A 23452-nucleotide genomic window follows, 5' to 3' on the forward strand; every position below is an offset into this window, starting at 1 on the left:
ATAAAAAATCGTAACATATAGTGAGTTTTGTGGGAAGATTAATCACAAAATTTTAAAAGGTTACAAAAAGTTGACAAATTTGTAAAACTCTTATATACTAACAAAGTCGGAAAGTAGTTACAAAACGATTACAAAGATTACAAATCAGTAACCGTTTTAGAGTAGGAGGATTTATGAATTTGAGTCATGGAGATTGGAAGAAGAAAGTCCTAACTTTTGCAATAGGAGCAATTATTCTTTCTTCAACCTTCACGTTAGGTTTTAATACTATAATGAGTAAGGAAGTAAGTCTTATTATAGATGGAAAAGAAAGTAAAATAGTAACATATACATCAACAGTTGGAGATTTCTTAGAAAACGAAGGAATCAAGTTAAAAGAAAAAGAAGTAGTAGAACCAAGTTTAGACACAAAGCTTGTTGATGATATGGACATAATAATAAAAGCACCAAAAAATTACAAAATTCAAGATGGCGTAGAAGTTAAAGAAGTAAAAGCCATAGGAGATAATGTTGGAGATATACTTAAAGATTTAAAGATAGAAGTAGATGCTGATGATGTAGTTACACCGGCACTAAAGACACCTGTAAATCCGGATACTCTAATAGTAATTGAGAGAGTTTACAGAGAGTCTTTTGATGTTTCGACTGATATTCCTTTTGAAACAGAAGTCAGAGAAAATGCTGAAATGTTCAAGGGTGAAGAAAAAGTTATTCAACAAGGTATAGTTGGTAAGAAGATAGACACAATACAACATACTTTTGTAAATAACCAAATGGTTTCAATAGATGTTTTAAATTCTGTTGTGGCACAAGCACCAGTGAATGCAATTGTTGAAAGAGGAACTAAAGAAAGACCTCAAGTAGAAAAAGCAGCTTCACTAAACGGAAGAAATGTTAAAAAGGTTATAGTTATGCAGGCTACAGCTTATGACCCAACAGCAGGATCAAAAACTGCTATGGGAACAAGAGCAAGAGTTGGAGCAGTGGCAGTTGACCCAAGAGTTATACCTCTAGGTTCAAAACTATATATAGAGTCAATGGATGGCTTCCCAACTTATGGATATGCTGTTGCAGAAGATACAGGTGGAGCTATTAAAGGAAATAGAATAGATTTATTTTACAATACCAATGCCCAAGCAAATAAGTTTGGCAGAAGAAATGTTAAGGTATATGTATTAGATTAGATGGGAGCCGAAAGGCTCCTTTTGTGTTATAATCCGATTTAAGGGGGAGTTATGAAAGATAAATCGGACTTACTAAATAGATACATAAATCAGATGGTAAAGTACATGAGTTATGAAAACTCAATAAGAGCCACAGATGATTTAGAATCTATGGTTGAAAGTGAACTTGGAAAAGAATATACATATGAAGAGCTTGAAGATTTTTTACTTAACATAGGAAGCCCGTACAACTTTTCTATGCAGTATGAAGTTAAGCAAAATATATTGATATCGGGCAAAAACTACGAGATATTTTTTAAATATTTAAAGATTATGCTCATAGAAATAGCCATAGCAACTGTCTTGTACGGATTTATGGGGAAATTTGGAAATAAAGTTGAAATTGTAAATGTGGTTAAAATTTTATTCCTCACAGTGTTTGTTACGGGAGTGCTCACCAGTTTTATAACGGAGAAGATAAAAGACGTGAGGATAATGAGCTCACTCGTGAAAGATTTTTCTATAGATGAATTATACTTCACAAGAGATAAGTACGTTCAAGACAATAGTGAATATGTATTTATGTTTGTGTTCAGTTTGTTTATATTTTTGAGCATAATCTATTCGGATATAAATTCGATAGAGCCACTTACAAAATCTCTGCAAATAATATTTTTTATGATAATTTTAAGAGATGTGAGCCGAATATCTGAAATGTACTACGGAAAGTTTATAACCATGTTGAGTGTGACCACTGATGTTGGAGCACTGTTGCTACTCAGCACAATATTAAAGATGTATTTTTACAACACGCAGTTTAGTGTTGTGTATTATCTTTTAATTCTAACAATATCTTTTGATTTGTTGAGGACTGTTATAAAGCTTAATAAGGCTTTAAAAAAGTAAATTTGTTGATATTCTATAGACTTAGCTGGTATAAAATATTTAAACAGATTAAATTAGAGCCAAGAGTTTAGATTTTATTACAATTGTGAAAGGAAGTTTTAATAAAATGTTCAAGTATAGAGACAAGGAAATTCAAAGTGGAGGAAGTACAATTCTTTGCGGGATAATAAATGTTACTCCGGATTCTTTCTCCGATGGTGGAAAATACTATGCAGTTGAAAATGCAGTTAAAAGAGCGAAGGAATTAGTTGCAGAGGGAGCCACTATGTTGGATATTGGTGGAGAATCCACAAGACCTGGCAGCACTTATGTTGAGATAGAAGAAGAGATAAACAGAGTTGTACCGGCTATCAAGGCGATTAAAGAAGTGGTAGATGTTCCAATTTCAATAGACACTTGGAAGAGTGAAGTTGCAAAAGCCGCAATAGAAGCTGGAGCAGATATAATAAACGACATAACAGGTTTCTTGGGAGATTTGAATATGGCAAAGGTCATTGGAGAATCTAATGCGGGCGCTATAGTGATGTTCAATCCCGTAATAGCAAGGCCGGAACACCTAAGCTCAAAGGTATTTCCTAAATTTGGTGGAGATGGAGTTTTCTCAGAAGCAGAATTAAAGTCCTATGAAGATATGAATATTGTGGATGTGATGAGAAAGTACTTTGAAAAAAGTTTAGAACTTGCAAGACAATATGGAATTGAAGATGAGAGAATTATGCTTGATCCAGGTATAGGATTTGGCTTGACTAAAAAAGAAAATTTAGAATTGATAAATAAAATTGATGTAATAAGAGAAATGGGATATTTCACATTCCTTGGAGTATCAAGAAAAAGATTTATAATGAACATCTTAGATGAAAATGGTTTTGAGACAGACTTTGAAACAGAAGAAGGAAGTATAAACAGAGACCAAAGTTCAGCTGTTTTAACAGCCATAGCTGCATTTAAAGGTGTTGAAGTGTTGAGAGTGCACACTATAAAACCTCACTTGATGGCATCTTGCATTTCTGATAGTGTGAGAATGGCAGATGAGATGGAAAATATAAATTTTGGTGCATATAAAAATAAATAAAAAATCTTAGAAACAGAGCCGACTTTTGAGGTCGGCTCTATTTTAATATAGAGTTCTTAACGGATAAAACTAAAGTTGTATAGAAATAAAAACTCTTTATAGTTATAATGAAATAAATGGTGAAATCGGAGTTTTATATTTTGATTTCAAATTATTTTTAAAGACAAAAAATTTATAAGAGAAGTGTTTGGAGAAAATTATATTGAAAACTATCCAAAACTAATGGGCGGAGAAGATTTTGCAAAGTATCTTTTGAATATATCAGGTTGTTTCCTATTGTTATGCGGAGCGGGAGATAAGGGATATTTTCCTCAACACAATGAGTGTTTTGAAATAGACGAGGGAGCAATGAAACTTGGAATAGAATACTTTGTAAGATATGCTCTAAAATATTTACAATAACTAACAAAAGCTAATGGATTTAGTAAATGAGTCCATTAGCTTTTTAATTTATATTTGTTCAAAGAAACTATTTATATAAGATTTAATTGTGTCTAAATCTGAAAAGTATTCTAGTCTATAAGTTTTATTCTCATATTTAAAAAATGCTGAATAACGAGGGTTATTAGAAATGGTTTTTACGATAAGTATATCGGTACCTTTTAGTGAATACTCCTCAGCTTTTTCAAACAGACCTAAAAGTTCATTAGGAACAGGATTTTGCTGACTATCACTAATCCATTTTACTGTGATATTAGGAGAACTAGCAGGAGAAATTATTACAGGCATACCATCGGCATCTTTATCATATGTTTTGGGCAGAATAAATAATTGGCTCATAGTTTCTTCTCTCATTAATACGTATACGACATCATTGTTGTCTGTTAAATTTGAGTGTAGGAACTTTTGATTGAGGTCATTTTCTAACATTTGTAAGTCGGAATATTCGTCAGATATATAAGTATTATTGCGAATTTCCTTAAAACCTTTAACATTATCAAAAGACGTCGGAATATATTTTACGTCGTAGAAAGAATCTAATGATATTTGATTATCTTCTTCTGGGTTATTATTCGTACAAGCACTTAAATTAAGTAAAATTAATAATAAAAAAATATAAAAAAATGTTTTTTTCATATTTACACCTCCGTAAGAAAATGATACTCTAAATGCAAATCGATGCAAACGATTTCTATATAAGTTTAGGGATAGCACTGGATAAAAGTGAAATAAATGTTGAATTAGAAAATATTTTGAAAAAATAAGCAAGAAGATTGATGTTTTTAGGCATCAATCTTTTTTAAAACTTAAAATTACTATGGAAGACATTACAAGCGCTATGCTCACTAAGTCTTGAATTGTAAAAGTCTGTCCCAATAAAACTATGGAGAATAGTAGTGAAGCCACAGCTTCAAGACCAGCTATAAGCCCGCCCATTACAGGGCCTACTATGCTGACTCCGATTAGAAATGAGGAGAATGAAAAAACTGTACCTATGAATATCATTCCAAGCAACGCCAAAATCGAAATGAAGTCAGTAGGTATAGAATAGTTCCAAGGTTGTAAGTATACTGTGAACATAATACCTGAAATCAGCATACCAAAACCTATGATTGCAAACTTAGGATATTTTAGCATTAGGTTAATTGGTATTAATGTATATATTACTACACTTGTGGCTGCCATGACTCCCCAGAAGAGTCCAAGAGGACTTATTACAAGAGCGTTGAGATGGAAGTGAGTAGCGAGTCCAAACACTCCAAGAAGCGACAGAACAATTGCCAACACTTCAATAATTTTTGGAAGTCTCTTCTCCACTAGACATACATAGACAACTATAATACCACTGCTCAAAAATTGAAGCACAGTTCCAGTTGGAGCATTGGTATATTTTATGGCGGACAAGTAGGAATACTGACAGAACAGCACGCCAAAAACACCAAATATTACTAAGTTCAACAGATCTTTTTTATTTTTAAAAATTGACAAGGATTCTTTTTTATATTTGTAGATTGATATTAGAGATAGAAGTAGTCCGGCAATAGTCAAACGCAAGTAGACTATAAGACCTGTATCCATGTGGCTGGTCTGTATTAGATATTCGCCACATATTCCTGAGAACCCCCAAGCTATCGCTCCTAAAATAGTTAAAAAGTATCCGAGTTTTAAATTATTCTTTGCTTGTATTTCCATTTTAATTCACCTTAGTGTATTATACTATACATAGACTAAGGAAGGGGAAAACATGCAAAAAAAACTTCTATATTATGGATTTAACGAAGAACGTCGTGAAAAAGTAGTTAACGTAGCTGAAAAATTTGGGATTAAGACAAAAGAAGTTAAGAGAGAAGACTTAGAACAAAAAGTAGCCGTACTATTTAACCTTGAAGGTTATGAAAGAGAAGATGTAGACTATGTTGAAGTTCCCGAGACAGAAATGCTATTGTTTGGAGAGTTTGATAGGACGATATTACAATCGTATTTAATGGAATTAAAGGAAAAAGATGTTATAGTTCCTCATAAAGCGGTTATTACAGAGACATCTAAAGATTGGAAATTTTCTTATTTAGTAGAACATATACAAGAAGAACACAAAGTGGTTCAAATGTTTAATGAATTGGGTAAATTAACAAAGATAGCTCAAAAGAAATTGGATACAGTGAAAGATGTTGAGTTGATAGAGGCAGTTGATTATGCTCTTTCCATCAGAGAGATTAATGGAGTTGAGATGGAGGATATAATGCCAAGATACAATAGATTAAAGGAGGCTCTTAATGGATAGAGTAAAAGACCTTATAGGTTTTATAGACAAGTCTATGACTGCTCACTTTGCAGTGAAAAACATGGTGGAACTACTGGATAAAAATGGTTATAAAGAATGGAAAATAAAAGAAGAGTTTAAATTAGATGGCTCTAAATTCTACGTTAAGATAGATGATACAGCACTTCTTGCACTAAATATAGGTGATAAGAAGTTAGAAGATGGTTTTAAAATAATCGGTTCTCACACTGATTCACCAACTTTTAGAATAAAGAGAAATCCTATAATGAAGAGTGCCGGAAATGTTATATTGAATACAGAAATATACGGCGGACCAATTTTATATACTTGGATGGACAGACCACTTTCAGCAGCTGGAAGAATAAGCTTTTTAAGAGATGGTAAGGTTATTACTGAACTTGTGGATTTTAAAAAGCCAATTTTCACAATTCCATCTCTTGCAATTCACATGAATAGAGAAGTGAACAAGGGATTTGAATTCAATGCACAAAAACACACATTACCACTTATGGCATTGGATAGCGAAGAGATGAAAGAAGATGTCTTATTGAATGAACTTGTAAAGATTAAAGAGGTAGATTCAAAAGATATTTTGGACTATGACTTATACATCTACGATACTTCAAAGGGCGAGTTAGTTGGACTTAAAGAGGAATTTATTTCTCAAGGTAGACAAGATAATCTATTTATGGCATATACAAGTTTAGTTGCACTTTTGGAATCAGAGGCAAGTGGAGTGAATGTATTTTTGGCAACTGACAATGAAGAGGTTGGTTCAACTTCTTATGCCGGAGCAGATTCACCGGTGCTTGATAGAATTCTTGAGAGAGTTGCAATAGCTCTTGGAGTAAGCAGAGAGGAATATTTAAGAGCTTTAGAAAGATCTTTCTTGATATCAGCAGATGCGGCACATGCAGTGCATCCTAATTTCTCTGAAAAAGCTGACCCTACAAACCAACCTGTTTTAGGTGGTGGGCCTGTAATCAAGTATGCTGCAAGCAGAGCATACACATCAGACTCTTATAGTGCAGGTAGATTTATAGAAATGTGCAGTAGAGCAAAAGTTCCATTCCAAACATACCACAACAGAAGTGATGTAAAGGGTGGTTCTACAATAGGACCTATATCTCAATCTCAAATAGCTATTAAGTCTGTAGATATAGGAATGAGCACATTGGGTATGCACTCAGCCAGAGAGTTGACAGGTGTAACAGATGTAGAGCATTTCATAAATGCATTTTTAGAATTTTATAAATAAGAATAAAGGGGCTGTTGCAAAAGTCCCATAATAGAAAAAAAGACGAGCAAACATAAACACCCTCGTCTTTTTTTGATAAAATGTATTTATGAAAACCTTTAAAAATACATCATGATGCAAAACTAAGGCTTGTAAAAAATATAATAGAAAGGTTAAACTTAACAGAACTAAAAAAAGTCTACTCATCATTTGGAAGAAACCCCACAGTAAATCCGGTAACCATGCTAGAAATAATAATATACTGCTATTTAGAAGCAATATTTACATCAAGAGAAATAGAAAAATCATGCAAGTATGACTTAAGGATAAGATATCTCCTAGATGGAAATATGTCTCTTATCAATAGAGCTAAATTTAAATAAATTAGCATCAAAAATAGAAAATAAGAATTTAAAGATCATAAAATACAAAGCTGCTTAAGAAAAAAATGATGTTACAGAGTAGAATTGTCTATTCTGCAACATCACCATCTTTTTTTATCTAATGCTATTAAAAACTTTTTCCATAGGTTTTAAAATCACAAGGACTATGACAGATGATACTCCAATTTGAATTAGGTTGCCTGGTATTGATGCAAGGGGTGCAACAAAGGAAGACAAGATAAAAATTTCTCTGAGGTAATAAACTACAACTTTTACAAGGGCAACAAGGACAAAGGACAAGATTAAACTTTTAAGAGTGTACTTCTTGTAGTTCATCTTGTTTAAGATGTAGCCCATAATAAGTGCTGAGATCACAGTCATTGGTGACCAAAGAATCTATCCACTTGTGAGGTCGAAGAGTCCCATGCCGAGAGCTCCTGCCGTCATGCCAACTCTCTTATCAAAAAATATGGCTGCCAAGAAGAAGGGTACATTGCCCAAGTGAATTAAGCCGCCGTTGGGTGAGAATGGAAGTTGGATTTTTACAATCCAAGTGAATACATATACAAGTGCAATAAATAGTGAAGTGATGACAAGGTCTTTGACCTTAAAGTTTTTCATGTGGACTCCTTTTACGTTTTAAAAAATAATTTATAATTTAAAACTATTTTACCGGGGATTGTTAAATAAATAAAGAAAAAGGTCGATAATTCGACCTTTTTCTTAAAATTTATTGAGAATCATTAAAGGAAATATTTTTAAAAAATTACTACGACTGTGAATTTATAGGAATACTCTTGTAAGTGATTTTTGGAGTAAAGATTTGATAATTCACTTAGTATTAAAATAGTTTTAAAAGTAAGGAATCTTATTGTAAAAGATTGTAAAAGTTATTAGACTATTTATCTTTAAGAAATTTTAGGTTTTTTTCAACTAAATTTATCCCCTTTTGATATGCGCTTATATAATATTTGGATATAAGTTTTAAAGTTGTTTCGGAATAACTATAAAGTTCACCTTTGAAATAGTATTCTATGCTAGTATTAGCTGTACTATTTGTTGAATTATATAAATCTCTTTTATTATCCAAGATTTCTGGATTGCTTTTTCTAATATCCTCTTCCCAAGCGAGATAAATAGCCATTATTGTATTGACGAGGATATCTTTATCCTTTGAGATATATGGCAGATTATTTTTTATTTTGGTAAAATATTGAGGATCAGTATATTGCATCATATAAGCATATTTTTCTGTAATCAAGTTTCTATTGTCTTTTTTAGCGATGATTAAGTCATTTAAATAAGAAGTTAGTATTATGTCGTTATAGATACTCCAGTAACAAAGACGAGAGTAGATAAAGGTAAAAGAATCATCTTGACAATAAGCTCTTTTGCCTAAATTATTTACATTAGTAAAAAACTTCCATTCACCTATTACAATTTTTTTTAGAGTTTCATCTCTTTTTTTTGATGTTGAATCGAATTTCATATTTAACCTACTTTATCCATGTATCTTCATTTTTTAATTCTTCATTATTTATTTTTTTAACGATTTCAGAAGAATGATATTTTAAAAAATTGGTATTTAAATTCGAAAGGTTAGCTTTATTCATGTATTCCACTAACTTTTTGCACATTTCTTCAATAATATCAATTTTTTGTAGTGATTCACTAACGTCATTATAAGACAATAGAGCATCCATCTTTGAACAAGCATATTCTCCAAGTAAATGTAATGATTTTAGAGATCTATATTGCCACTTATAGAAAGGCATATACTTTTTATTTATTAGGTGAATAAATTCACAATAATATTGAAGAAATTCGCTAAGTGCAATCTGAGCTCCCATAATATTATTTCTTTTTAAGCATCTTGGATAGTTATACTGACCTGATTGGGCAATTTTATTACAAAGGTAAGCTAGTTTTTTTAAAACTAAATCTTTTGGATAATATGCTAGAAGTCTTTGCCTTATATATGAAAATTTGCCGTAATTATCTTCGAATATCTTTCCATTTGTAGCGACTGATAAAAAATCCTGAGGGACTTTTCTAAATTCTTTCAAAGTTAAAGGACCTTTTTCAAAAAGAGTATAATACTTGTAAAAATCTTCTACTGCAATAATCTTTACAAGCCCATCACCTAAGTTTATTTCGGTGATAGGGAGTTGGGAAATTATATCTTTAAGTAAAAACCAAGAACATCTCTTTATAAAATCGTGATCTTTAGAAATCTCATCATCAAAACCGTAACATTCAGAACCTTCACCAACTAGTCCAAAGGCAGAGTATCTAACAAGATCTGGATAATTTTTTAATATGAAGGGTTTTACTTGGTTGAAATAAAAATCTTCCGATAATTCTAGACCTTTTTTTAAATTATTTTCGGTAGTATCATGTTTTGACTTTGGTTCTAAATTTTTTTTAATGAAATTTAAGTTGCTAACTATATTTTTATAAGCCTCGCTTTCTTTGCCGTAAGTATTTTCAATAATTTTTTTCGAAATATTATAAAGCGATGTACTTTTTTCAATGTCGCCTATATTAAAATAATATTTTGCAAGATTATTAAGTACACTAGCATAAAGTGGATTAGCAGGAGAAATCTTACTTTCAAGAAATTCTTTTGCTTTAAAAATATAATCTTTGGCTTCGCTATCTTTTTTCATAAGAGTGCAAACATCAAATAAATTATTATATGTAGTAGCAAGTTGTATGCTATGGTGTGGAATCTCAGACAAAATCTTTTCAGCAGATTTTAAAAGGTCATAGGCCCTTTGAGGATTTCCATCTTCTAAGAAAAGAAGGGCCAAGTTGTTTGCGTTTGATGCGTATGAATAATTATAAAGATTTAAATTTTTAAAAATTTCATCAGCTTTATTAAATAAATTCAAGGCCTCTTTTCTATTAGAATTCATTCTATAAGCATTCGCCAAATTCATAAGGGTATTTGCGTAGGCTTCAGAGTTTTTGTTGAAATGAGTTTCAATAAGTTTTTTTGCAGTGAGTAGGCTTTGAATACTCTTAGAATACTCTCCGGTATTTCTAAGTGCGCCACCATAATCATTAAGCAATTCAACTAACTTTGCAAAATCTTTATTGGAAAAAGCAATTTCAATAGCTTCTTCAATTAGAGGTAGCATTTCAACTTCTTTACCATCTCTTAAAAGAGAGTGGTATTTTTTTTGAATATTTTCTATTTTATCTAAATACATTTTATTAACTCCTCTACAGGATTTTCGATGATTTCTAAAGCTATAATTTCTTTATCTGAATAATTATTTAAAATAGTTTCTTTTGAATTCTCAAGACTTGATAACAAACCGCTTAAAATGAGAATACCTTTCCCAAAAAGTCCGACTTGGAAATGAATTTTAATAAGAGAAACACCAGATGTCTTTAAACATAAGTCAGAAGCCTTAATGGCGGAAATACTATTTTTAAACTCACAAATCATTAAAGAAGATATTTTTATTGATTTGTCAGGAGAATTAATTCTGCCTATAACATCTTCATGTATATTTAAAATAGGTAGGGCAGATATGTTTTTTTCTTTTAAATATCTTTTTATTCCTAGGATATCGTGGTCATTTCCCTTAAATATAAAAAGAATACTTCCAGGGCAAATATTTTTTACTAAAAAAAGTTCCACAGGATAATTTAAAATTATACAATTTACTTCTTTATAACCAAAGGCTATACTTTGGAATTCAACAAGTAAATAAGAAGAATCCATAAAATCACTTCCTTATCTTATATAAACATAATTTTATTTAAAGAGAACACCAAATTCAAGACATGACTAGGAAAATGTTTTGATTGTACAATAGGAAGTTTGTATTGTTGCTTTTTCAGGAGAAATTGGTAAAACGTTAGTAAACAAACATTAAAAGAGTGTATATTAAAAGTTTTAATTTTACATCACAAAGGTTTGCATAATATTTTAAATCTAACTCAGATAAAGTGTACAATCTCCATAAGCTTGTTGATTATACATAAGCACAAATAAAATTTAGGAGGTATTTCATGTTAGAAAAAGGGTTTTCACAACCTACAGAGAGAGTAAAAAGACTAAGACAAGTTATTATCGATGCAGTGCCACAAGTTGAGTCTGACAGAGCAAGATTAATTACAGAGTCTTACAAAGAAACAGAAGGTCTTACAAACATATTAAGAAGAGCAAAAGCAGTTGAAAAACTTTTTAATGAGCTTCCAGTAACAATTAGAGATGATGAATTAATTGTTGGTTCCATTACAAAGGCACCAAGATCAACAGGACTATGCCCTGAATTTTCTTACGAATGGGTAGAAGCTGAGTTCGATACTATGGCAACAAGACTTGCAGATCCTTTTGTGATTCCAGAAGAGACAAAAAAAGAACTACATGAAGTATTTAAATATTGGAAGGGAAAAACTACATCTGAATTTGCAGATTCTTTAATGAGTACAGAAGCAAAGGACTGTATTGCAAATGGTATCTTTACTGTAGGAAATTATTTCTATGGCGGTGTAGGACACGTTAATGTAGATTATAAAAAAATAATTAAAAAAGGTTTCAGAGGAGTTCTTGAAGAAACAGTCAAAGCAATGAATGAAATGGACGAATCAGAACCTGAAGCAATTAAAAAGATGCAATTTTATAAAGCGGTTATTATTTCTTATAACGCTGCAATAAATTTTGCGCACAGATATGCTAAGAAGGCTGAGGAATTAGCAAATGTTGAAACTAATCCTCAAAGAAAACAAGAACTTTTAAGAATTGCAGAAAACTGTAAGAGAGTTCCTGAATATGGTGCAAGAGATTTCTGGGAAGCTTGTCAAGCTTTTTGGTTTGTTCAAATAATGGTTCAAATTGAATCAAATGGTCACTCAATTTCACCAGGAAGATTTGACCAATATATGTATCCTTCTTATAAGGCAGATACAACTATTACAAAAGAATTTGCTCAAGAACTAGTAGATTGTATCTGGGTTAAGTTAAACGATTTAAATAAAACTCGTGACGAAGTTTCAGCTCAAGCCTTTGCTGGTTATGCAGTATTCCAAAACCTATGTGTAGGTGGACAAGATTCTGAAGGATTTGATGCTACAAATGACGTATCTTATATGTGCATGGAAGCTGTTGCCCATGTTGCTTTACCAGCACCATCATTCTCAGTAAGAGTTCATCAAAACTCTCCTTATGAATTCTTATTAAGAGCTTGTGAAGTTTCAAGACTAGGATACGGTGTTCCTGCTTTCTATAATGATGAAGTTATTGTACTTAACTTAGTATCAAGAGGAGTCAAGATAGAAGATGCAAGAGACTACTCAATTATAGGTTGTGTTGAACCTCAAGCAGGTCACAGAACTGAAGGATGGCACGATGCCGCTTTCTTTAACATAGCAAAAGTTCTTGAAATAACATTAAACAATGGTAGATGTAATGGAAAACAACTTGGACCTAAGACTGGCGAACTTACTGATATGAAGTCTATTGATGACATATTTGTTGCATATCAAAAGCAAATGGAACATTTCGTAAAATACTTAGCTGAAGCTGATAACTGCGTTGATTATGCACATATGGAAAGAGGAAATCTTCCATTTATGTCAGCTATGGTTGATGATTGTATTAAGAGAGGTAAATCTGCTCAATCAGGTGGAGCTATTTATAACTTTACAGGACCTCAAGCGTTCGGTGTAGCAGATTCTGGAGACTCACTATACGCTATTTACAAGAATGTATTTGAAGATAAGAAAATTTCTCTTGCTGATTTAAAAGAAGCATTAGAAAAGAACTTTGGATTCACAGACTCATTAATGCCTGGATGCGGATGTAATACTCAAACTGTTTCTGCTAAGGTTGGAGAAATGAATGAAAGTGAAATTTATGAAGCTGTTAAGAAAATCTTAGCTTCAACAGGATCAATCAATGTTGACGATCTTGAAAATAAATTAAACGAAGAATATGTAGTATCTGGTGATTGTGGATGTGGTTCACAAGAAACAACAGGAAAGTTCAGAACAATTCAAAAAATACTTGATAACACTGATAGCTTTGGTAATGATAATGAACTTTGTGACGAATTTGCAATCAGAGCTGCAAAAATTTATTGTGATGAAGTTGATAAATATACAAATCCAAGAGGAGGAGCATTCCAAGCAGGAATTTATCCAGTATCTGCCAATGTATTATTTGGTAAAGATGTAGGAGCACTTCCTGATGGTAGACTTGCACATGCACCACTTGCTGACGGTGTATCACCAAGACAAGGTAAGGATACAACTGGCCCTACTGCTGCTGCAAACTCTGTAGCTAAGCTTCCACATGGACAAGCATCTAACGGTACTCTTTATAACCAAAAATTTTCACCACAAGCTGTTTCAGGAGAAAAAGGATTAAAGAACTTTGTATCTATTGTTAGAAGTTATTTCGATCACAAAGGAGCCCATGTTCAATTCAATGTAGTAGATAGAAATACCTTAATTGAAGCACAAAAGAATCCTCAAGATCATAAAGATTTATTAGTTCGTGTAGCAGGATATTCAGCTCACTTTGTAACATTAGCCAAAGAGGTACAAGACGATATTATAAATAGAACAGAACATACTATGTAAGTTGGAGGTGACTATGGATTCTATAAATTATAACGAAGAGGGTGTCGTATTTGATATTCAAAGATATTCAATAAACGATGGTCCTGGTATTAGAACCATAGTATTCTTAAAAGGATGCCCTTTGAGATGTATTTGGTGCTCAAATCCTGAATCACAAAGAAAAGGAAAAGAGCTAATGTTTAGAGAGATTCTTTGCATACATTGTGGCATGTGCATTAAGGCATGCAAACAAAAGGCATTAGACCCTAAAAACCCAAATTTTATCGATAGAGATAAATGTGTGATGTGTGAAGAATGTGCGAATGTATGTCCTTCTAGTGCATTAGAGGTTAAGGGTAAAGTAATGAATGTAGAAGAAGTTATTACTGAACTAAAAAAAGATGATTCTTTTTACTACAGATCAAATGGAGGAATAACACTTTCTGGCGGAGAGACTTTAATGCAACCTGAATTTGCTAAAGAAATTTTTAAAGCATGTCGATCAAGAGGATGGCATACTGCAATAGAAACAGAAGGGTATGCTTCTGAAGAAGTAATAAGAGATGTTGTACCACATATAGATTTAGTTTTACTTGATATAAAAGCAAACAATGATGAACTGCACAAAAAAGTAACTGGTGTAAGTAATGAGCTCATAAAAAAGAATGCAAGAATTTTACAGGAAATTGCAAATACGATAATAAGGGTACCAACAATTCCTGGTATTAATGCAGATGAAAAAGAATTTGGTGATATAGTTGCTTTTGTAAAGACATTGCCAAATGTAAAAGAATTACACATATTGCCTTATCATAATTTTGGTGAAGGAAAATATAATTTATTAGGTAGAGATTATGAACTATCTAATGTAAAAAAACTAGATGAAGATCATATAAACAAATTAAAAGAAATAGTGGAATCTAGTGGATTAATTTGTAAAGTAGGAGGCTAAGGAGGAAACGATGGATAAAGATTTATTAGAAAAAATAATGGGACAAGTATCTAATGAATTGGGAATAGACCAAAAAGATACTGAATGCTGCCCTTCAAATGGATGCAAAAAAGTAGACGTTACTGAATTTGTTGGAACAGCAATAGGAGATACAATCGGTTTAGTTATAGCTAGTGTTGATCCAATGTTAGTAGACAAGCTAAATCTTGGGAAATACAAATCAATAGGTATTATTGGTTCAAGGACTGGGGCAGGCCCACAAATTATGGCTGTTGATGATGCAGTAAAAGCAACTAACACAGAAGTAATTACCGTTGAACTCCCAAGAGATACAAAGGGTGGAGCAGGACACGGATGCTTAATATATATAGGAGCAGATGATGTATCTGATGCAAGACGTGCTGTAGAAATAGCTTTGGATGTACTTCCAAAATATTTCGGGGATGTATATTCTAATGACGCAGGACACTTGGAATTCCAATACACTGCTAGGGCTAGTTATTGTTTAGAAAAGGCATTTGGAACACCTAATGGAAAGAGCTTTGGTATGGTAATTGGAGCTCCAGCTGGAATTGGTACAGTTCTTGCCGATGTTGCTGTTAAAGCCGCAAACATCGAAGTAGTAGGCTATGCTTCTCCAGCGCAAGGCACAAGTTTCTCTAACGAAGTTATATTAAGCTTCACTGGAGATTCAGGTGCAGTTCGTCAAGCTGTAAAAGCAGCTATTGAAGTTGGTAAAAAATTGCTAGGGGCTTTAGGAGAAGATCCTAAATCAACAACAAGTCCATATATTTAATAGAAAATAATCGGGAGGTAAATTATGAATTCAGACGCTTTAGGAATGGTTGAAACAAAAGGTTTAGTAGGTGCAATTGAAGCAGCAGATGCTATGGTAAAGGCTGCAAATGTAAATTTAGTAGGATATGAAAAAATCGGTTCTGGTTTAGTAACTGTAATGGTAAGAGGAGATGTAGGAGCAGTTAAAGCTGCTACAGATGCAGGTGCTGCATCAGCAAGAGCTATTGGCGAAGTAGTATCAGTTCACGTAATCCCAAGACCACATTCAGATACTGAAAAAATTATTCCTCACTTTGATAAATAATATTTAAGCATAATAGAATTGAGAAAAGTTAAAATATCTTTTTGTATTTTAACTTTTCTATTACTTATATAAGTAGGGTGATTAAATGAATATTAGTAAAAAAGAGCTTGAAGAAATTATAAAGCTTATAGCGAAACAAATTTCTGAAAATAGAAACATTAATTTTATATTCTCAAAGCCATGGAACAACAAATATTATATTGCCCTTGATAGTTTGAAAAAACTAAATTTAAATGCAAATGCAGTTATAAGCCGAGAATTGGACGAAAGTCATAAGCTTACAATAAAAAACTCATGTTGTTGGAAAAAAGTTATAGATTTTGATGAAAATAAACTCGATTTAATTTCAAAAAACGATACTTTCTTCCTTGATATAAAAATGAAAAATATTATTAATATAACAATGTTCAATGAAGATGAGATTGAATCTGCACTTGCAATGAAACTTTTTGAAAATGGCAAAAATATATATTTATGGAATGAAACGGTAAAAACTGTAACAGGGAAAGAACCTGAAAAATATATAAAGAAACTATTAAGTTATTATGAGGAAATTTTAAGTTATGGAATAAATATAGTTGATATAGAGGAAGTGAGAAATTATGAATAGGGCACTGGGACTTATAGAGGTAGTAGGTCTAACAAACGCTATTATAGTAGCGGATACAATGCTTAAAGCTTCAAATATAAAAATGGAAGATGTCGAAATTACTAAAGGGATGGGCTTTGTTACTGTGAAAGTATCTGGAGATGTAGGAGCAGTTAAAGCTGCCATCGATTCTGGAAAAAGTTTGGCAGTTTCATTTAACAAATTTGTTTCATCAAAAGTTATACCAAGACCAGCTAAAAGTCTTGACGGTTTTTTTCATTTAGACAAAGAGGATAAGCTTGAAGTTAACGCAAAAGATGAGTTAAAGACTTTAAGTAAAGAAAAAGTAAAAGAAGTTGAAGATAAAAATAAAGTAGAAAATGAAAAAAAAGAAGAAAAGGTTGAAAAGGAATCTGAAATTAAAAACAATTTGCGTGAAAAAGAAGTTAAAATAGCTGAAACTGTAAAAGTTGAAAGCAATGAAATCAAAAAAACTCAAAGCAAGAAAGCTCAAAAAGATTCAAAGAACCTTAAGACAAGTGAGTAGTGATATTATGTTTATCGCAAGAGTAGTTGGGAATGTTGTTGCAACAAGAAAAAATGACACCCTAGTAGGATATAAGCTTATGATAATACAGCCTATTAATGCCAATGGCGAAAAAGCTAGGAACGAATCAGTTGCGGCTGATTATGTAGGAGCTGGTATTGGTGAGCTTGTACTAGTAGGTTCTGGTTCATCAGTTCGTGTAGAAGATGATAGGAAATCATCAGTGATAGATTTGGCAATAATAGGAATTATTGATGATTTAATTGTGTGAGGTAGATTATGAATAAAAGAGCAGTATTTGATACAGTATGCGATGCAATAGATGCTGTAAAATCATCTTTTCAATTATATAGAAAACTTGGGATCTCAGATAGAGAGGAAATAATACAAGAACTTAGGAAAGATCTTTTAAATCATGTAGAGGAACTTGCACAAAAAAGTTATGAAGAAACTTGTATGGGTAATGTTGTATCCAAAATTGAGAAAATAAAGTTGAGTATCGAGAGAACACCGGGAACTGAAGATTTAGTGTCAGAAGTTTTAACGAAAGATAAAGTTATGACTCTTTACGAATATTCTGCTTTTGGAATTGCATGTGCTATTATGCCAAGCACAAATCCTGTAGCTACGGTAATAAATAATGTAATAGGTTTATTGGCTTCTGGTAATGCCGTTATTCTATGTCCCCACCCAAGGGCAATAGAAGTAACAAAATACCTTACCGATATAATATCGACTACAATACTTAGAACATCAGGGATTGATAATTTGGTTACTACTTTATCTGAAGTTAGTATAAAAAATATATCAGAAATAATGCATCATCCTGATGTAAATTTATTGGTTGTAACTGGGGGAAGCGATATAGCGAGGGCTGCAAATAAATGTGACAAAAAAGTAATATCGGCAGGGTCAGCTAATCCTACCTTTATTGTAGATGAAACAGCAGACTTAGATAAAGCAGCCAGTTGCATTGTAAAGGGTGCTAGTTTTGACAATAATATTTTATGTGTTACAGAAAAGAATATAGTAATTGTGGAATCAGTTTACGATAAATTCAAAACAGCTCTTGAAAAAGAGGGGGTTTTTTACGTAGATACAGTTGAAGATATGTTGAAACTTTCTAAGGTTCTTTTAACAGAAGACTTGAAGCCAAATAAATTTTTTGGCGGAAAAGATGTAAAAGAAATATTAAAATTTGCGGGAATAGAATCTAATGGCATCTACAAAATAATAGCTGTAGATGTTCCAAAAATTCATCCTTTTGCAACGGAAGAGTTATTGATGCCGGTTGTTGCAATAGTTAAAGCAAAGAATTTTGACGATGCATTAGAAACATCATTAAATCTTGAACAAGGGCTGCATCATACAGCAGGGATTTATTCTAATATTATAGAAAGACTTAATATTGCCGCTAAGCAAATGCAAACATCAATATTTGTAAAAAATGGATGCTCCTTAGAGGGTATAGGGTTTTCAGATAACAATCCTGTAAGTTTTACTATAGCAAATAAAACAGGCGAGGGTTCAACAAGTGCAAGAAATTTTGCAAGAATGAGAAGATGTGCTTTAGTTGATGCCTTTTCTATTAGGTGATGAAGATATGAAAGATTTAATAAATAAAACAGAAATAGTATTTCAAGCAAAAGCTCTCAGTAAACTAAAAGAGATAGAAGAAAAAAGAATTTTAATAATAACAGATTCTTTTATTGCAAAAAGTGTTCTTATGAATAAAGTTTTAAGAAACATAAACGAATCAAATAAAGTTGTTATATATGACAAAGTTTTGCCTGATCCAAGTCTTGAAATAATAGGTCAAGCTTTATCTCTATATATAAAAGAAGATATAGATGTAATAATAGGATTTGGCGGAGGTTCCTCCATCGATTCTGCAAAAGGTGTAATATATTTTGCTAAGGAAGTTACAAATAAAGATGTTTATTTTATAGCGATACCAACAACAAGTGGAACTGGATCTGAAGTTACAAGTGTATCAGTAATAAAGGATAATGATACGCAAGTAAAACACTTGCTACAGTCTTATGATATGTTACCAGACTTGGCTATCTTGGACACTTGTCTTGTTAAAGAACTTCCTAAAAAAATAATTGCAAATACAGGCGTAGATGTTTTAACTCATGCTATTGAGGCTTATGTTGGTAAAAACAGAAGCTCATATTCCGATGCTTTAGCAGAAAAAGCTGGAGAATTGGTTGTTAAATATCTTTATAGAAGTTATAGAAATATGAACGATATTGAATCCAAAGAAGAGATGCATTTAGCATCCATGATGGCAGGGATGGCATTTGAAATGGCAGGGCTTGGAATAAATCATGCAATAGCACATCAAATAGGAGCTAAATTGCAAATCCCTCATGGTCTTTGCAATGGTATTCTTTTAACAAGTGTTATAGGATTTAATTCGAAAGTTGAATCAATGAAAAAAAGATATGCTAATTATGCAAGAAAGATTGGGGTGACTACAGCTAAAGATGATACAGAAGCAGTAAATAATTTAAATAAATTTATTGAAGTCTTGCAAGCGATTATGGATATGCCAAAAAGCTTAAGAGAATGTAATGTGTCAAAAGAAAAACTATTAGAAACGAAGAATCAAATTGCGGAGAATGCTTTAAAAGATAATTGTATGCAAACTTCTGTAAATAGTATAAGCATTGATGATATAAAAGAAATTATTGAAAATATATATTAGCTTTTATAAGATTATTATGAGATTAAATCGTCTTGGAGGGATTTATGAACATTAATAAAAAATATAAACATGTATCTAATATAAAAATCAATAAAAAATATACTGATGGAAGAATTGATGTTGATATATATTCAATCTTTGGGAAAGAGTATTTAGAAGAGATACAAAGAGTTATTTCTGACGTAACAGGGCTTGCTTTTGTAACAATAGATTACAAGGGAGAACCTTTAACAGAGATGACTAATTTTTCCAAGAGGTGTAGTCACATAAGAGAGAACTATATGTGTAAAAAGATATGTGAATTATCGGATGCCTCTGGTGCCATAAGAGCAGCAGTCGCAAAAAAGACTTCCATATATTTTTGTCCCTTTAATCTATTAGAGGTTGCAATTCCAATAATAATTAATGACAAATATCTAGGTGCTTTTATAGGAGGACAAGTAATATGCGAAGATGCTCCTGATAGGGTACTTAGAATGCAAGATCAACTTTTGCTTGATGAAATAGATTTTGAGAATCTACATTTAAATGAAATAGACATAAATTCAAAAAAATATACTTTTAGAGAGTTTGAGTCAATAGTAAAGTTGGTTGAACTTATAATTTCAGAGATAGTGAAGAAAGAATTAATTTCTAGTTATCATGAAAATAAAAACAAAAAGAGAATAAAGGATTTAGAAGAAAAGATAGAAAAGCTTGAAGGTAAAAACTTAGAGCTTAAGAACAAGATCTTAAAAATTAATAATAATTTAAACAAACTTTTTTTAAATGATATGATGGAATCACTTTCAAATCTTGCCTTAATAGAAGAAGCAAAAAACACCAGTCAATATAGCGAGTATTTGAGGAACTATTTCACTAAATTAATTGAAATTGATTCCGATTCCATAAATTATGTTTATAAAACTTTGATTAATTATTTCGAAATGAAAAAAATCCAATATAAAGATAGATTCAAATATGACATTAATATCGAAGATGATGTTAAAGAATGCAGGATGCCTTTAAAAATATTAATTCCTTATACTCTAGTTATGTGTTATCTAGGACTTAATTTCAAAGAGGATGAGTACCACATTGAAATAAATGTAAAAAGAGAGGAAGACAATATAATTATTTTAATTAATGATAATGGAGTTGGAATTTCAAAAGAAGCATTTGAAAAGTTAAAAGATACATATAACATAAGCGGAGAAGTAAAAGACATGTTTGAATATATAAAGAATTTGGAAGATGATTTCAAGAAAATATCAAATGGAAAACAAGAAATAAATATTTTTGAAGATAAGGAAAAGGTAGTTATTTCTATAAAATATCCTATGAAAAATTAGGGTGATTATATGTATAGTGTTCTATTAGTAAGTAATCAAAACTTAATGAGAGATGCATTAAAAAAAATAATAGAAAAAAATGAGAAATTCAGTATATTTGGAGAAACAAATTCTTATAATAACGCAATAGATTATGTTAGAAACAATAATATTAATTTAGTTTTTTCTGATTTCATAATGCCTAACATTACAAGGGTAGATTTTATAAATAAAATCGAAAAAGCAAATAATAAAACAAAAGTATTGTTGGTAGCATTTCCTCATGATCTAGTTTTTGAAGGAAATGAAAATATAAATTTAAACCAAATAATATTAAAGCCTTTAACATATGAAAAAGTTAATGAGAAGCTAGAAGAATTTGATGCTACAAATCAAAAGAGTTATGAAAAAGATTTTCTTTTTAACATGGAGCAGACAGTTAATATGAACGACTTTATTGAAGTTAATGAGTATTTAATTGGGATAATAAATGAATTTGATTTTAATAGTACTGATGTAAAAGTCAAAGATGAGATAAAAGACAAATTAAAAAACTTAGGAAATAAAATAATTAATTTTAACAGTTTTGCAGAAGATAAAGATCTACTATACAAGGATTTCCCAATTAGTGATTTAACGGTAAAAGATAAAAGACTTTGTAATATATGGATGTTTAGAATTATTAATTATTATTTTAAGAAAAAAAGTGTTTCAAATTATCCAATATTAAAAGGCGTCTTTAAATATATTGAAAATAATTTAAACAAAAATATTTCTCTTAATGATGTTGTGAAGGAATGTAATATATCCCAAGGTTATTTAAGTAGGCTTTTTAAAAATGAATACAATCTTACTGTTGTAAATTATATTCATTTAAAGAAAATAAATTTAGCAAAAGAATGCATATTATTAGAGGATAGCAGTGTTTTGGATATAGCATTTAATTTAGGATATAACGAATATGGTTATTTTAGTAAAGTATTTAAAAAATACGAGAATATGACAGTTGAGCAGTTTAAAAAAGCTAGGTGATATAATGAATAAATTTATTATTACATCAGAATCAGTTACAGAAGGTCATCCTGATAAGGTTTGTGACATAATATCAGATTCAATTTTAGATGAATATTTAAAAAAAGATAGCAATTCAAGAGTTGCTATTGAAAATATGATTTCAAACAATCTTCTTGTTATAGCTGGAGAGGTAACATCGAAAGTAAAGATAGATGTGGAGAAGGTTGCTTTAGATACAATCAAAGAGATTGGATATTCAACTAATGAATCAGGTTTTGATGTAGATAAAGCTATTATTCTTACAAATATAGATGAGCAGTCAAAGGATATAGCAATGGGGGTAAACCAAGAAAAAATTTGTGCAGGAGATCAAGGACTTGTTTTTGGTTACGCAACAAACGAAAGTAAATCCTATTTACCTTTAGCAGTTGAACTTTCTCATGCTCTTACAAGAAGACTTTCTGAAGTTAGGAAAAAGGGAATAGTTCAAGGTTTGTATCCTGATGGGAAATCTCAAGTTAGCTTGGTATATGAAAATGGAATACCGAGTTATGTCAAGTCAGTAGTTCTTGCAGCACATCACAAAGAAAGTAAAGACATTGCGACTTTGAGATATAAGCTTATTAAAGAAGTAATAATGAAAGTTATAGATAGTTCATTAATAAGGAAGGATACATCAATTCACATAAATGCCACTGGGAAATTTACAATTGGTGGACCAAAGGCTGATGTAGGATTAACAGGACGAAAAATTATTGTTGATACATATGGAGGTATTGGAAGACACGGTGGTGGAGCATATTCTGGAAAAGATCCATCTAAAGCTGATAGATCAGCATCTTATATGGCAAGATATGTTGCGAAGAATTTAGTAGCAGCTGGATTATGTGATAAGTGTGAAATACAATTGGCCTATGTCATTGGCAAAGAAAATCCAGAAAGTGTATATATAGATACATTTGGAACAGAAAAATATGATTTAGAAAAAATTTATAAGGTAACAGAGAAGGTTTTTGATTTGAGTATTGATGGCATAATAAAGAACTTGAAGTTACAAAGACCTGTTTATAAAAAAACAGCGTCTTATGGTCATTTTGGAAGAGATGAATTTACATGGGAAAAAACAGACAAAAAAGATGAACTAAAAAACTTAATTAGGTAGG

At 31.4% G+C, this 23452-nt stretch carries 24 protein-coding genes and 1 pseudogene; 19 read left to right on the top strand and 6 right to left on the bottom strand.

Annotated elements, in window-relative coordinates; genetic code table 11:
• The first annotated feature begins 173 nt into the window (after window positions 1-173).
• From B8869_RS06955 to B8869_RS06970, 4 genes are all read left to right on the top strand, one after another.
• Entirely contained in the window at window positions 174-1184 is a 1011-nt protein-coding gene (locus tag B8869_RS06955) for a 3D domain-containing protein (protein ID WP_084230914.1), read from the top strand.
• Between the two features lie 51 nt (window positions 1185-1235).
• Window positions 1236-2069 (top strand): hypothetical protein, encoded by an 834-nt coding sequence (locus tag B8869_RS06960; protein WP_084230915.1) that lies wholly within the window; start codon window positions 1236-1238, stop codon window positions 2067-2069.
• A 106-nt stretch (window positions 2070-2175) separates the two neighbouring features.
• On the top strand, window positions 2176-3141 hold the full coding sequence (folP, locus tag B8869_RS06965) for a dihydropteroate synthase (RefSeq protein ID WP_084230916.1): 966 nt from the start codon (window positions 2176-2178) through the stop codon (window positions 3139-3141).
• 174 nt (window positions 3142-3315) lie between these two features.
• Window positions 3316-3543, top strand: a complete 228-nt coding sequence (locus B8869_RS06970; RefSeq protein ID WP_327083040.1) for a M20/M25/M40 family metallo-hydrolase — start codon at window positions 3316-3318, stop codon at window positions 3541-3543.
• Window positions 3544-3591: 48 nt separating this feature from the next.
• Here the strand turns inward: B8869_RS06970 and B8869_RS06975 are convergent, their stop codons facing one another.
• Window positions 3592-4218, bottom strand: a complete 627-nt coding sequence (locus B8869_RS06975) for a hypothetical protein (RefSeq protein WP_084230917.1) — start codon at window positions 4216-4218, stop codon at window positions 3592-3594.
• Window positions 4219-4371: 153 nt separating this feature from the next.
• Window positions 4372-5274, bottom strand: coding sequence for a DMT family transporter (locus B8869_RS06980; protein WP_084230918.1), 903 nt, complete (start codon window positions 5272-5274; stop codon window positions 4372-4374).
• Between the two features lie 52 nt (window positions 5275-5326).
• On the opposite strand from B8869_RS06980, the gene B8869_RS06985 reads away from it, so the two are divergent.
• The 3 genes from B8869_RS06985 (at window position 5327) to B8869_RS12230 (ending at window position 7483) form a co-directional block, all read left to right on the top strand.
• Window positions 5327-5863 carry a DUF3783 domain-containing protein gene (locus B8869_RS06985; protein WP_084230919.1) on the top strand — a complete coding sequence of 179 codons (537 nt, stop codon included), beginning with the start codon at window positions 5327-5329 and terminating at the stop codon, window positions 5861-5863.
• Window positions 5856-7121 (top strand): M18 family aminopeptidase, encoded by a 1266-nt coding sequence (locus B8869_RS06990; RefSeq protein WP_084230920.1) that lies wholly within the window; start codon window positions 5856-5858, stop codon window positions 7119-7121. The genes B8869_RS06985 and B8869_RS06990 overlap by 8 nt, the downstream gene beginning before the upstream one ends.
• Window positions 7122-7264: 143 nt before the next feature.
• Window positions 7265-7483, top strand: coding sequence for a transposase (locus tag B8869_RS12230; protein ID WP_268802069.1), 219 nt, complete (start codon window positions 7265-7267; stop codon window positions 7481-7483).
• A 114-nt stretch (window positions 7484-7597) separates the two neighbouring features.
• On the opposite strand, the pseudogene B8869_RS07005 reads toward B8869_RS12230, so the two are convergent.
• The 4 genes and pseudogenes from B8869_RS07005 to B8869_RS07020 all read right to left on the bottom strand — a co-directional run bounded on the left by B8869_RS07005 (window position 7598) and on the right by B8869_RS07020 (window position 11219).
• Window positions 7598-8104, bottom strand: a pseudogene (locus tag B8869_RS07005) (ECF transporter S component).
• 277 nt (window positions 8105-8381) lie between these two features.
• Entirely contained in the window at window positions 8382-8972 is a 591-nt protein-coding gene (locus B8869_RS07010; RefSeq protein WP_084230923.1) for a DUF4125 family protein, read from the bottom strand.
• Window positions 8973-8979: 7 nt separating this feature from the next.
• A complete protein-coding gene (locus B8869_RS07015) occupies window positions 8980-10698 on the bottom strand; it encodes a DUF4037 domain-containing protein (RefSeq protein WP_084230924.1) in 1719 nt (572 codons plus the stop codon).
• Entirely contained in the window at window positions 10689-11219 is a 531-nt protein-coding gene (locus B8869_RS07020; protein ID WP_084230925.1) for a BMC domain-containing protein, read from the bottom strand. Before B8869_RS07020 ends, B8869_RS07015 begins: the two co-directional genes overlap by 10 nt.
• Before the next feature lie 290 nt (window positions 11220-11509).
• Here B8869_RS07020 and B8869_RS07025 point away from each other — a divergent pair, with 290 nt between their 5' ends.
• From B8869_RS07025 to metK, 12 genes are all read left to right on the top strand, one after another.
• Complete coding sequence (locus B8869_RS07025) at window positions 11510-14083, top strand: glycyl radical protein (protein ID WP_084230926.1); 2574 nt, start codon at window positions 11510-11512, stop codon at window positions 14081-14083.
• 13 nt (window positions 14084-14096) lie between these two features.
• Window positions 14097-15014: a glycyl-radical enzyme activating protein gene (locus B8869_RS07030; RefSeq protein ID WP_084230927.1), complete on the top strand. Its 918-nt coding sequence runs from the start codon at window positions 14097-14099 to the stop codon at window positions 15012-15014.
• A gap of 10 nt (window positions 15015-15024) precedes the next feature.
• Window positions 15025-15810: a propanediol utilization microcompartment protein PduB gene (pduB, locus tag B8869_RS07035; protein WP_084230928.1), complete on the top strand. Its 786-nt coding sequence runs from the start codon at window positions 15025-15027 to the stop codon at window positions 15808-15810.
• 24 nt (window positions 15811-15834) lie between these two features.
• On the top strand, window positions 15835-16116 hold the full coding sequence (gene pduA / locus B8869_RS07040) for a propanediol utilization microcompartment protein PduA (RefSeq protein WP_005957821.1): 282 nt from the start codon (window positions 15835-15837) through the stop codon (window positions 16114-16116).
• A gap of 85 nt (window positions 16117-16201) precedes the next feature.
• Window positions 16202-16726 (top strand): hypothetical protein, encoded by a 525-nt coding sequence (locus B8869_RS07045; RefSeq protein ID WP_084230929.1) that lies wholly within the window; start codon window positions 16202-16204, stop codon window positions 16724-16726.
• Window positions 16719-17252 (top strand): BMC domain-containing protein, encoded by a 534-nt coding sequence (locus B8869_RS07050; RefSeq protein ID WP_084230930.1) that lies wholly within the window; start codon window positions 16719-16721, stop codon window positions 17250-17252. Before B8869_RS07045 ends, B8869_RS07050 begins: the two co-directional genes overlap by 8 nt.
• Window positions 17253-17259: 7 nt before the next feature.
• Window positions 17260-17523 carry a EutN/CcmL family microcompartment protein gene (locus tag B8869_RS07055; RefSeq protein ID WP_084230931.1) on the top strand — a complete coding sequence of 88 codons (264 nt, stop codon included), beginning with the start codon at window positions 17260-17262 and terminating at the stop codon, window positions 17521-17523.
• An 8-nt stretch (window positions 17524-17531) separates the two neighbouring features.
• Complete coding sequence (locus B8869_RS07060) at window positions 17532-18848, top strand: aldehyde dehydrogenase (RefSeq protein WP_084230932.1); 1317 nt, start codon at window positions 17532-17534, stop codon at window positions 18846-18848.
• Window positions 18849-18855: 7 nt separating this feature from the next.
• A complete protein-coding gene (locus B8869_RS07065) occupies window positions 18856-19965 on the top strand; it encodes a 1-propanol dehydrogenase PduQ (RefSeq protein WP_084230933.1) in 1110 nt (369 codons plus the stop codon).
• 44 nt (window positions 19966-20009) lie between these two features.
• Window positions 20010-21296, top strand: coding sequence for a PocR ligand-binding domain-containing protein (locus tag B8869_RS07070; protein WP_084230934.1), 1287 nt, complete (start codon window positions 20010-20012; stop codon window positions 21294-21296).
• A gap of 9 nt (window positions 21297-21305) precedes the next feature.
• Window positions 21306-22307: an AraC family transcriptional regulator gene (locus tag B8869_RS07075; protein ID WP_084230935.1), complete on the top strand. Its 1002-nt coding sequence runs from the start codon at window positions 21306-21308 to the stop codon at window positions 22305-22307.
• A gap of 4 nt (window positions 22308-22311) precedes the next feature.
• Window positions 22312-23451, top strand: a complete 1140-nt coding sequence (metK, locus tag B8869_RS07080) for a methionine adenosyltransferase (protein WP_084230936.1) — start codon at window positions 22312-22314, stop codon at window positions 23449-23451.
• The last annotated feature ends 1 nt before the right edge of the window (window position 23452 follow it).

It is taken from the genome of Peptoniphilus asaccharolyticus DSM 20463, from assembly GCF_900176115.1.
In the GTDB taxonomy this organism is placed as follows: Bacteria; Bacillota; Clostridia; order Tissierellales; family Peptoniphilaceae; genus Peptoniphilus; species Peptoniphilus asaccharolyticus.

Bases quoted from the DNA above. Each gene is read 5' to 3' on its own strand.
- B8869_RS06955 (WP_084230914.1), top strand. From the start codon at position 174: ATGAATTTGAGTCATGGAGATTGGAAGAAGAAAGTCCTAACTTTTGCA.
- B8869_RS06960 (WP_084230915.1), top strand. From the start codon at position 1,236: ATGAAAGATAAATCGGACTTACTAAATAGATACATAAATCAGATGGTA.
- folP (WP_084230916.1), top strand. From the start codon at position 2,176: ATGTTCAAGTATAGAGACAAGGAAATTCAAAGTGGAGGAAGTACAATT.
- B8869_RS06975 (WP_084230917.1), bottom strand. From the start codon at position 4,218: ATGAAAAAAACATTTTTTTATATTTTTTTATTATTAATTTTACTTAAT.
- B8869_RS06980 (WP_084230918.1), bottom strand. From the start codon at position 5,274: ATGGAAATACAAGCAAAGAATAATTTAAAACTCGGATACTTTTTAACT.
- B8869_RS06985 (WP_084230919.1), top strand. From the start codon at position 5,327: ATGCAAAAAAAACTTCTATATTATGGATTTAACGAAGAACGTCGTGAA.
- B8869_RS06990 (WP_084230920.1), top strand. From the start codon at position 5,856: ATGGATAGAGTAAAAGACCTTATAGGTTTTATAGACAAGTCTATGACT.
- B8869_RS07010 (WP_084230923.1), bottom strand. From the start codon at position 8,972: ATGAAATTCGATTCAACATCAAAAAAAAGAGATGAAACTCTAAAAAAA.
- B8869_RS07015 (WP_084230924.1), bottom strand. From the start codon at position 10,698: ATGTATTTAGATAAAATAGAAAATATTCAAAAAAAATACCACTCTCTT.
- B8869_RS07020 (WP_084230925.1), bottom strand. From the start codon at position 11,219: ATGGATTCTTCTTATTTACTTGTTGAATTCCAAAGTATAGCCTTTGGT.
- B8869_RS07025 (WP_084230926.1), top strand. From the start codon at position 11,510: ATGTTAGAAAAAGGGTTTTCACAACCTACAGAGAGAGTAAAAAGACTA.
- B8869_RS07030 (WP_084230927.1), top strand. From the start codon at position 14,097: ATGGATTCTATAAATTATAACGAAGAGGGTGTCGTATTTGATATTCAA.
- pduB (WP_084230928.1), top strand. From the start codon at position 15,025: ATGGATAAAGATTTATTAGAAAAAATAATGGGACAAGTATCTAATGAA.
- pduA (WP_005957821.1), top strand. From the start codon at position 15,835: ATGAATTCAGACGCTTTAGGAATGGTTGAAACAAAAGGTTTAGTAGGT.
- B8869_RS07045 (WP_084230929.1), top strand. From the start codon at position 16,202: ATGAATATTAGTAAAAAAGAGCTTGAAGAAATTATAAAGCTTATAGCG.
- B8869_RS07050 (WP_084230930.1), top strand. From the start codon at position 16,719: ATGAATAGGGCACTGGGACTTATAGAGGTAGTAGGTCTAACAAACGCT.
- B8869_RS07055 (WP_084230931.1), top strand. From the start codon at position 17,260: ATGTTTATCGCAAGAGTAGTTGGGAATGTTGTTGCAACAAGAAAAAAT.
- B8869_RS07060 (WP_084230932.1), top strand. From the start codon at position 17,532: ATGAATAAAAGAGCAGTATTTGATACAGTATGCGATGCAATAGATGCT.
- B8869_RS07065 (WP_084230933.1), top strand. From the start codon at position 18,856: ATGAAAGATTTAATAAATAAAACAGAAATAGTATTTCAAGCAAAAGCT.
- B8869_RS07070 (WP_084230934.1), top strand. From the start codon at position 20,010: ATGAACATTAATAAAAAATATAAACATGTATCTAATATAAAAATCAAT.
- B8869_RS07075 (WP_084230935.1), top strand. From the start codon at position 21,306: ATGTATAGTGTTCTATTAGTAAGTAATCAAAACTTAATGAGAGATGCA.
- metK (WP_084230936.1), top strand. From the start codon at position 22,312: ATGAATAAATTTATTATTACATCAGAATCAGTTACAGAAGGTCATCCT.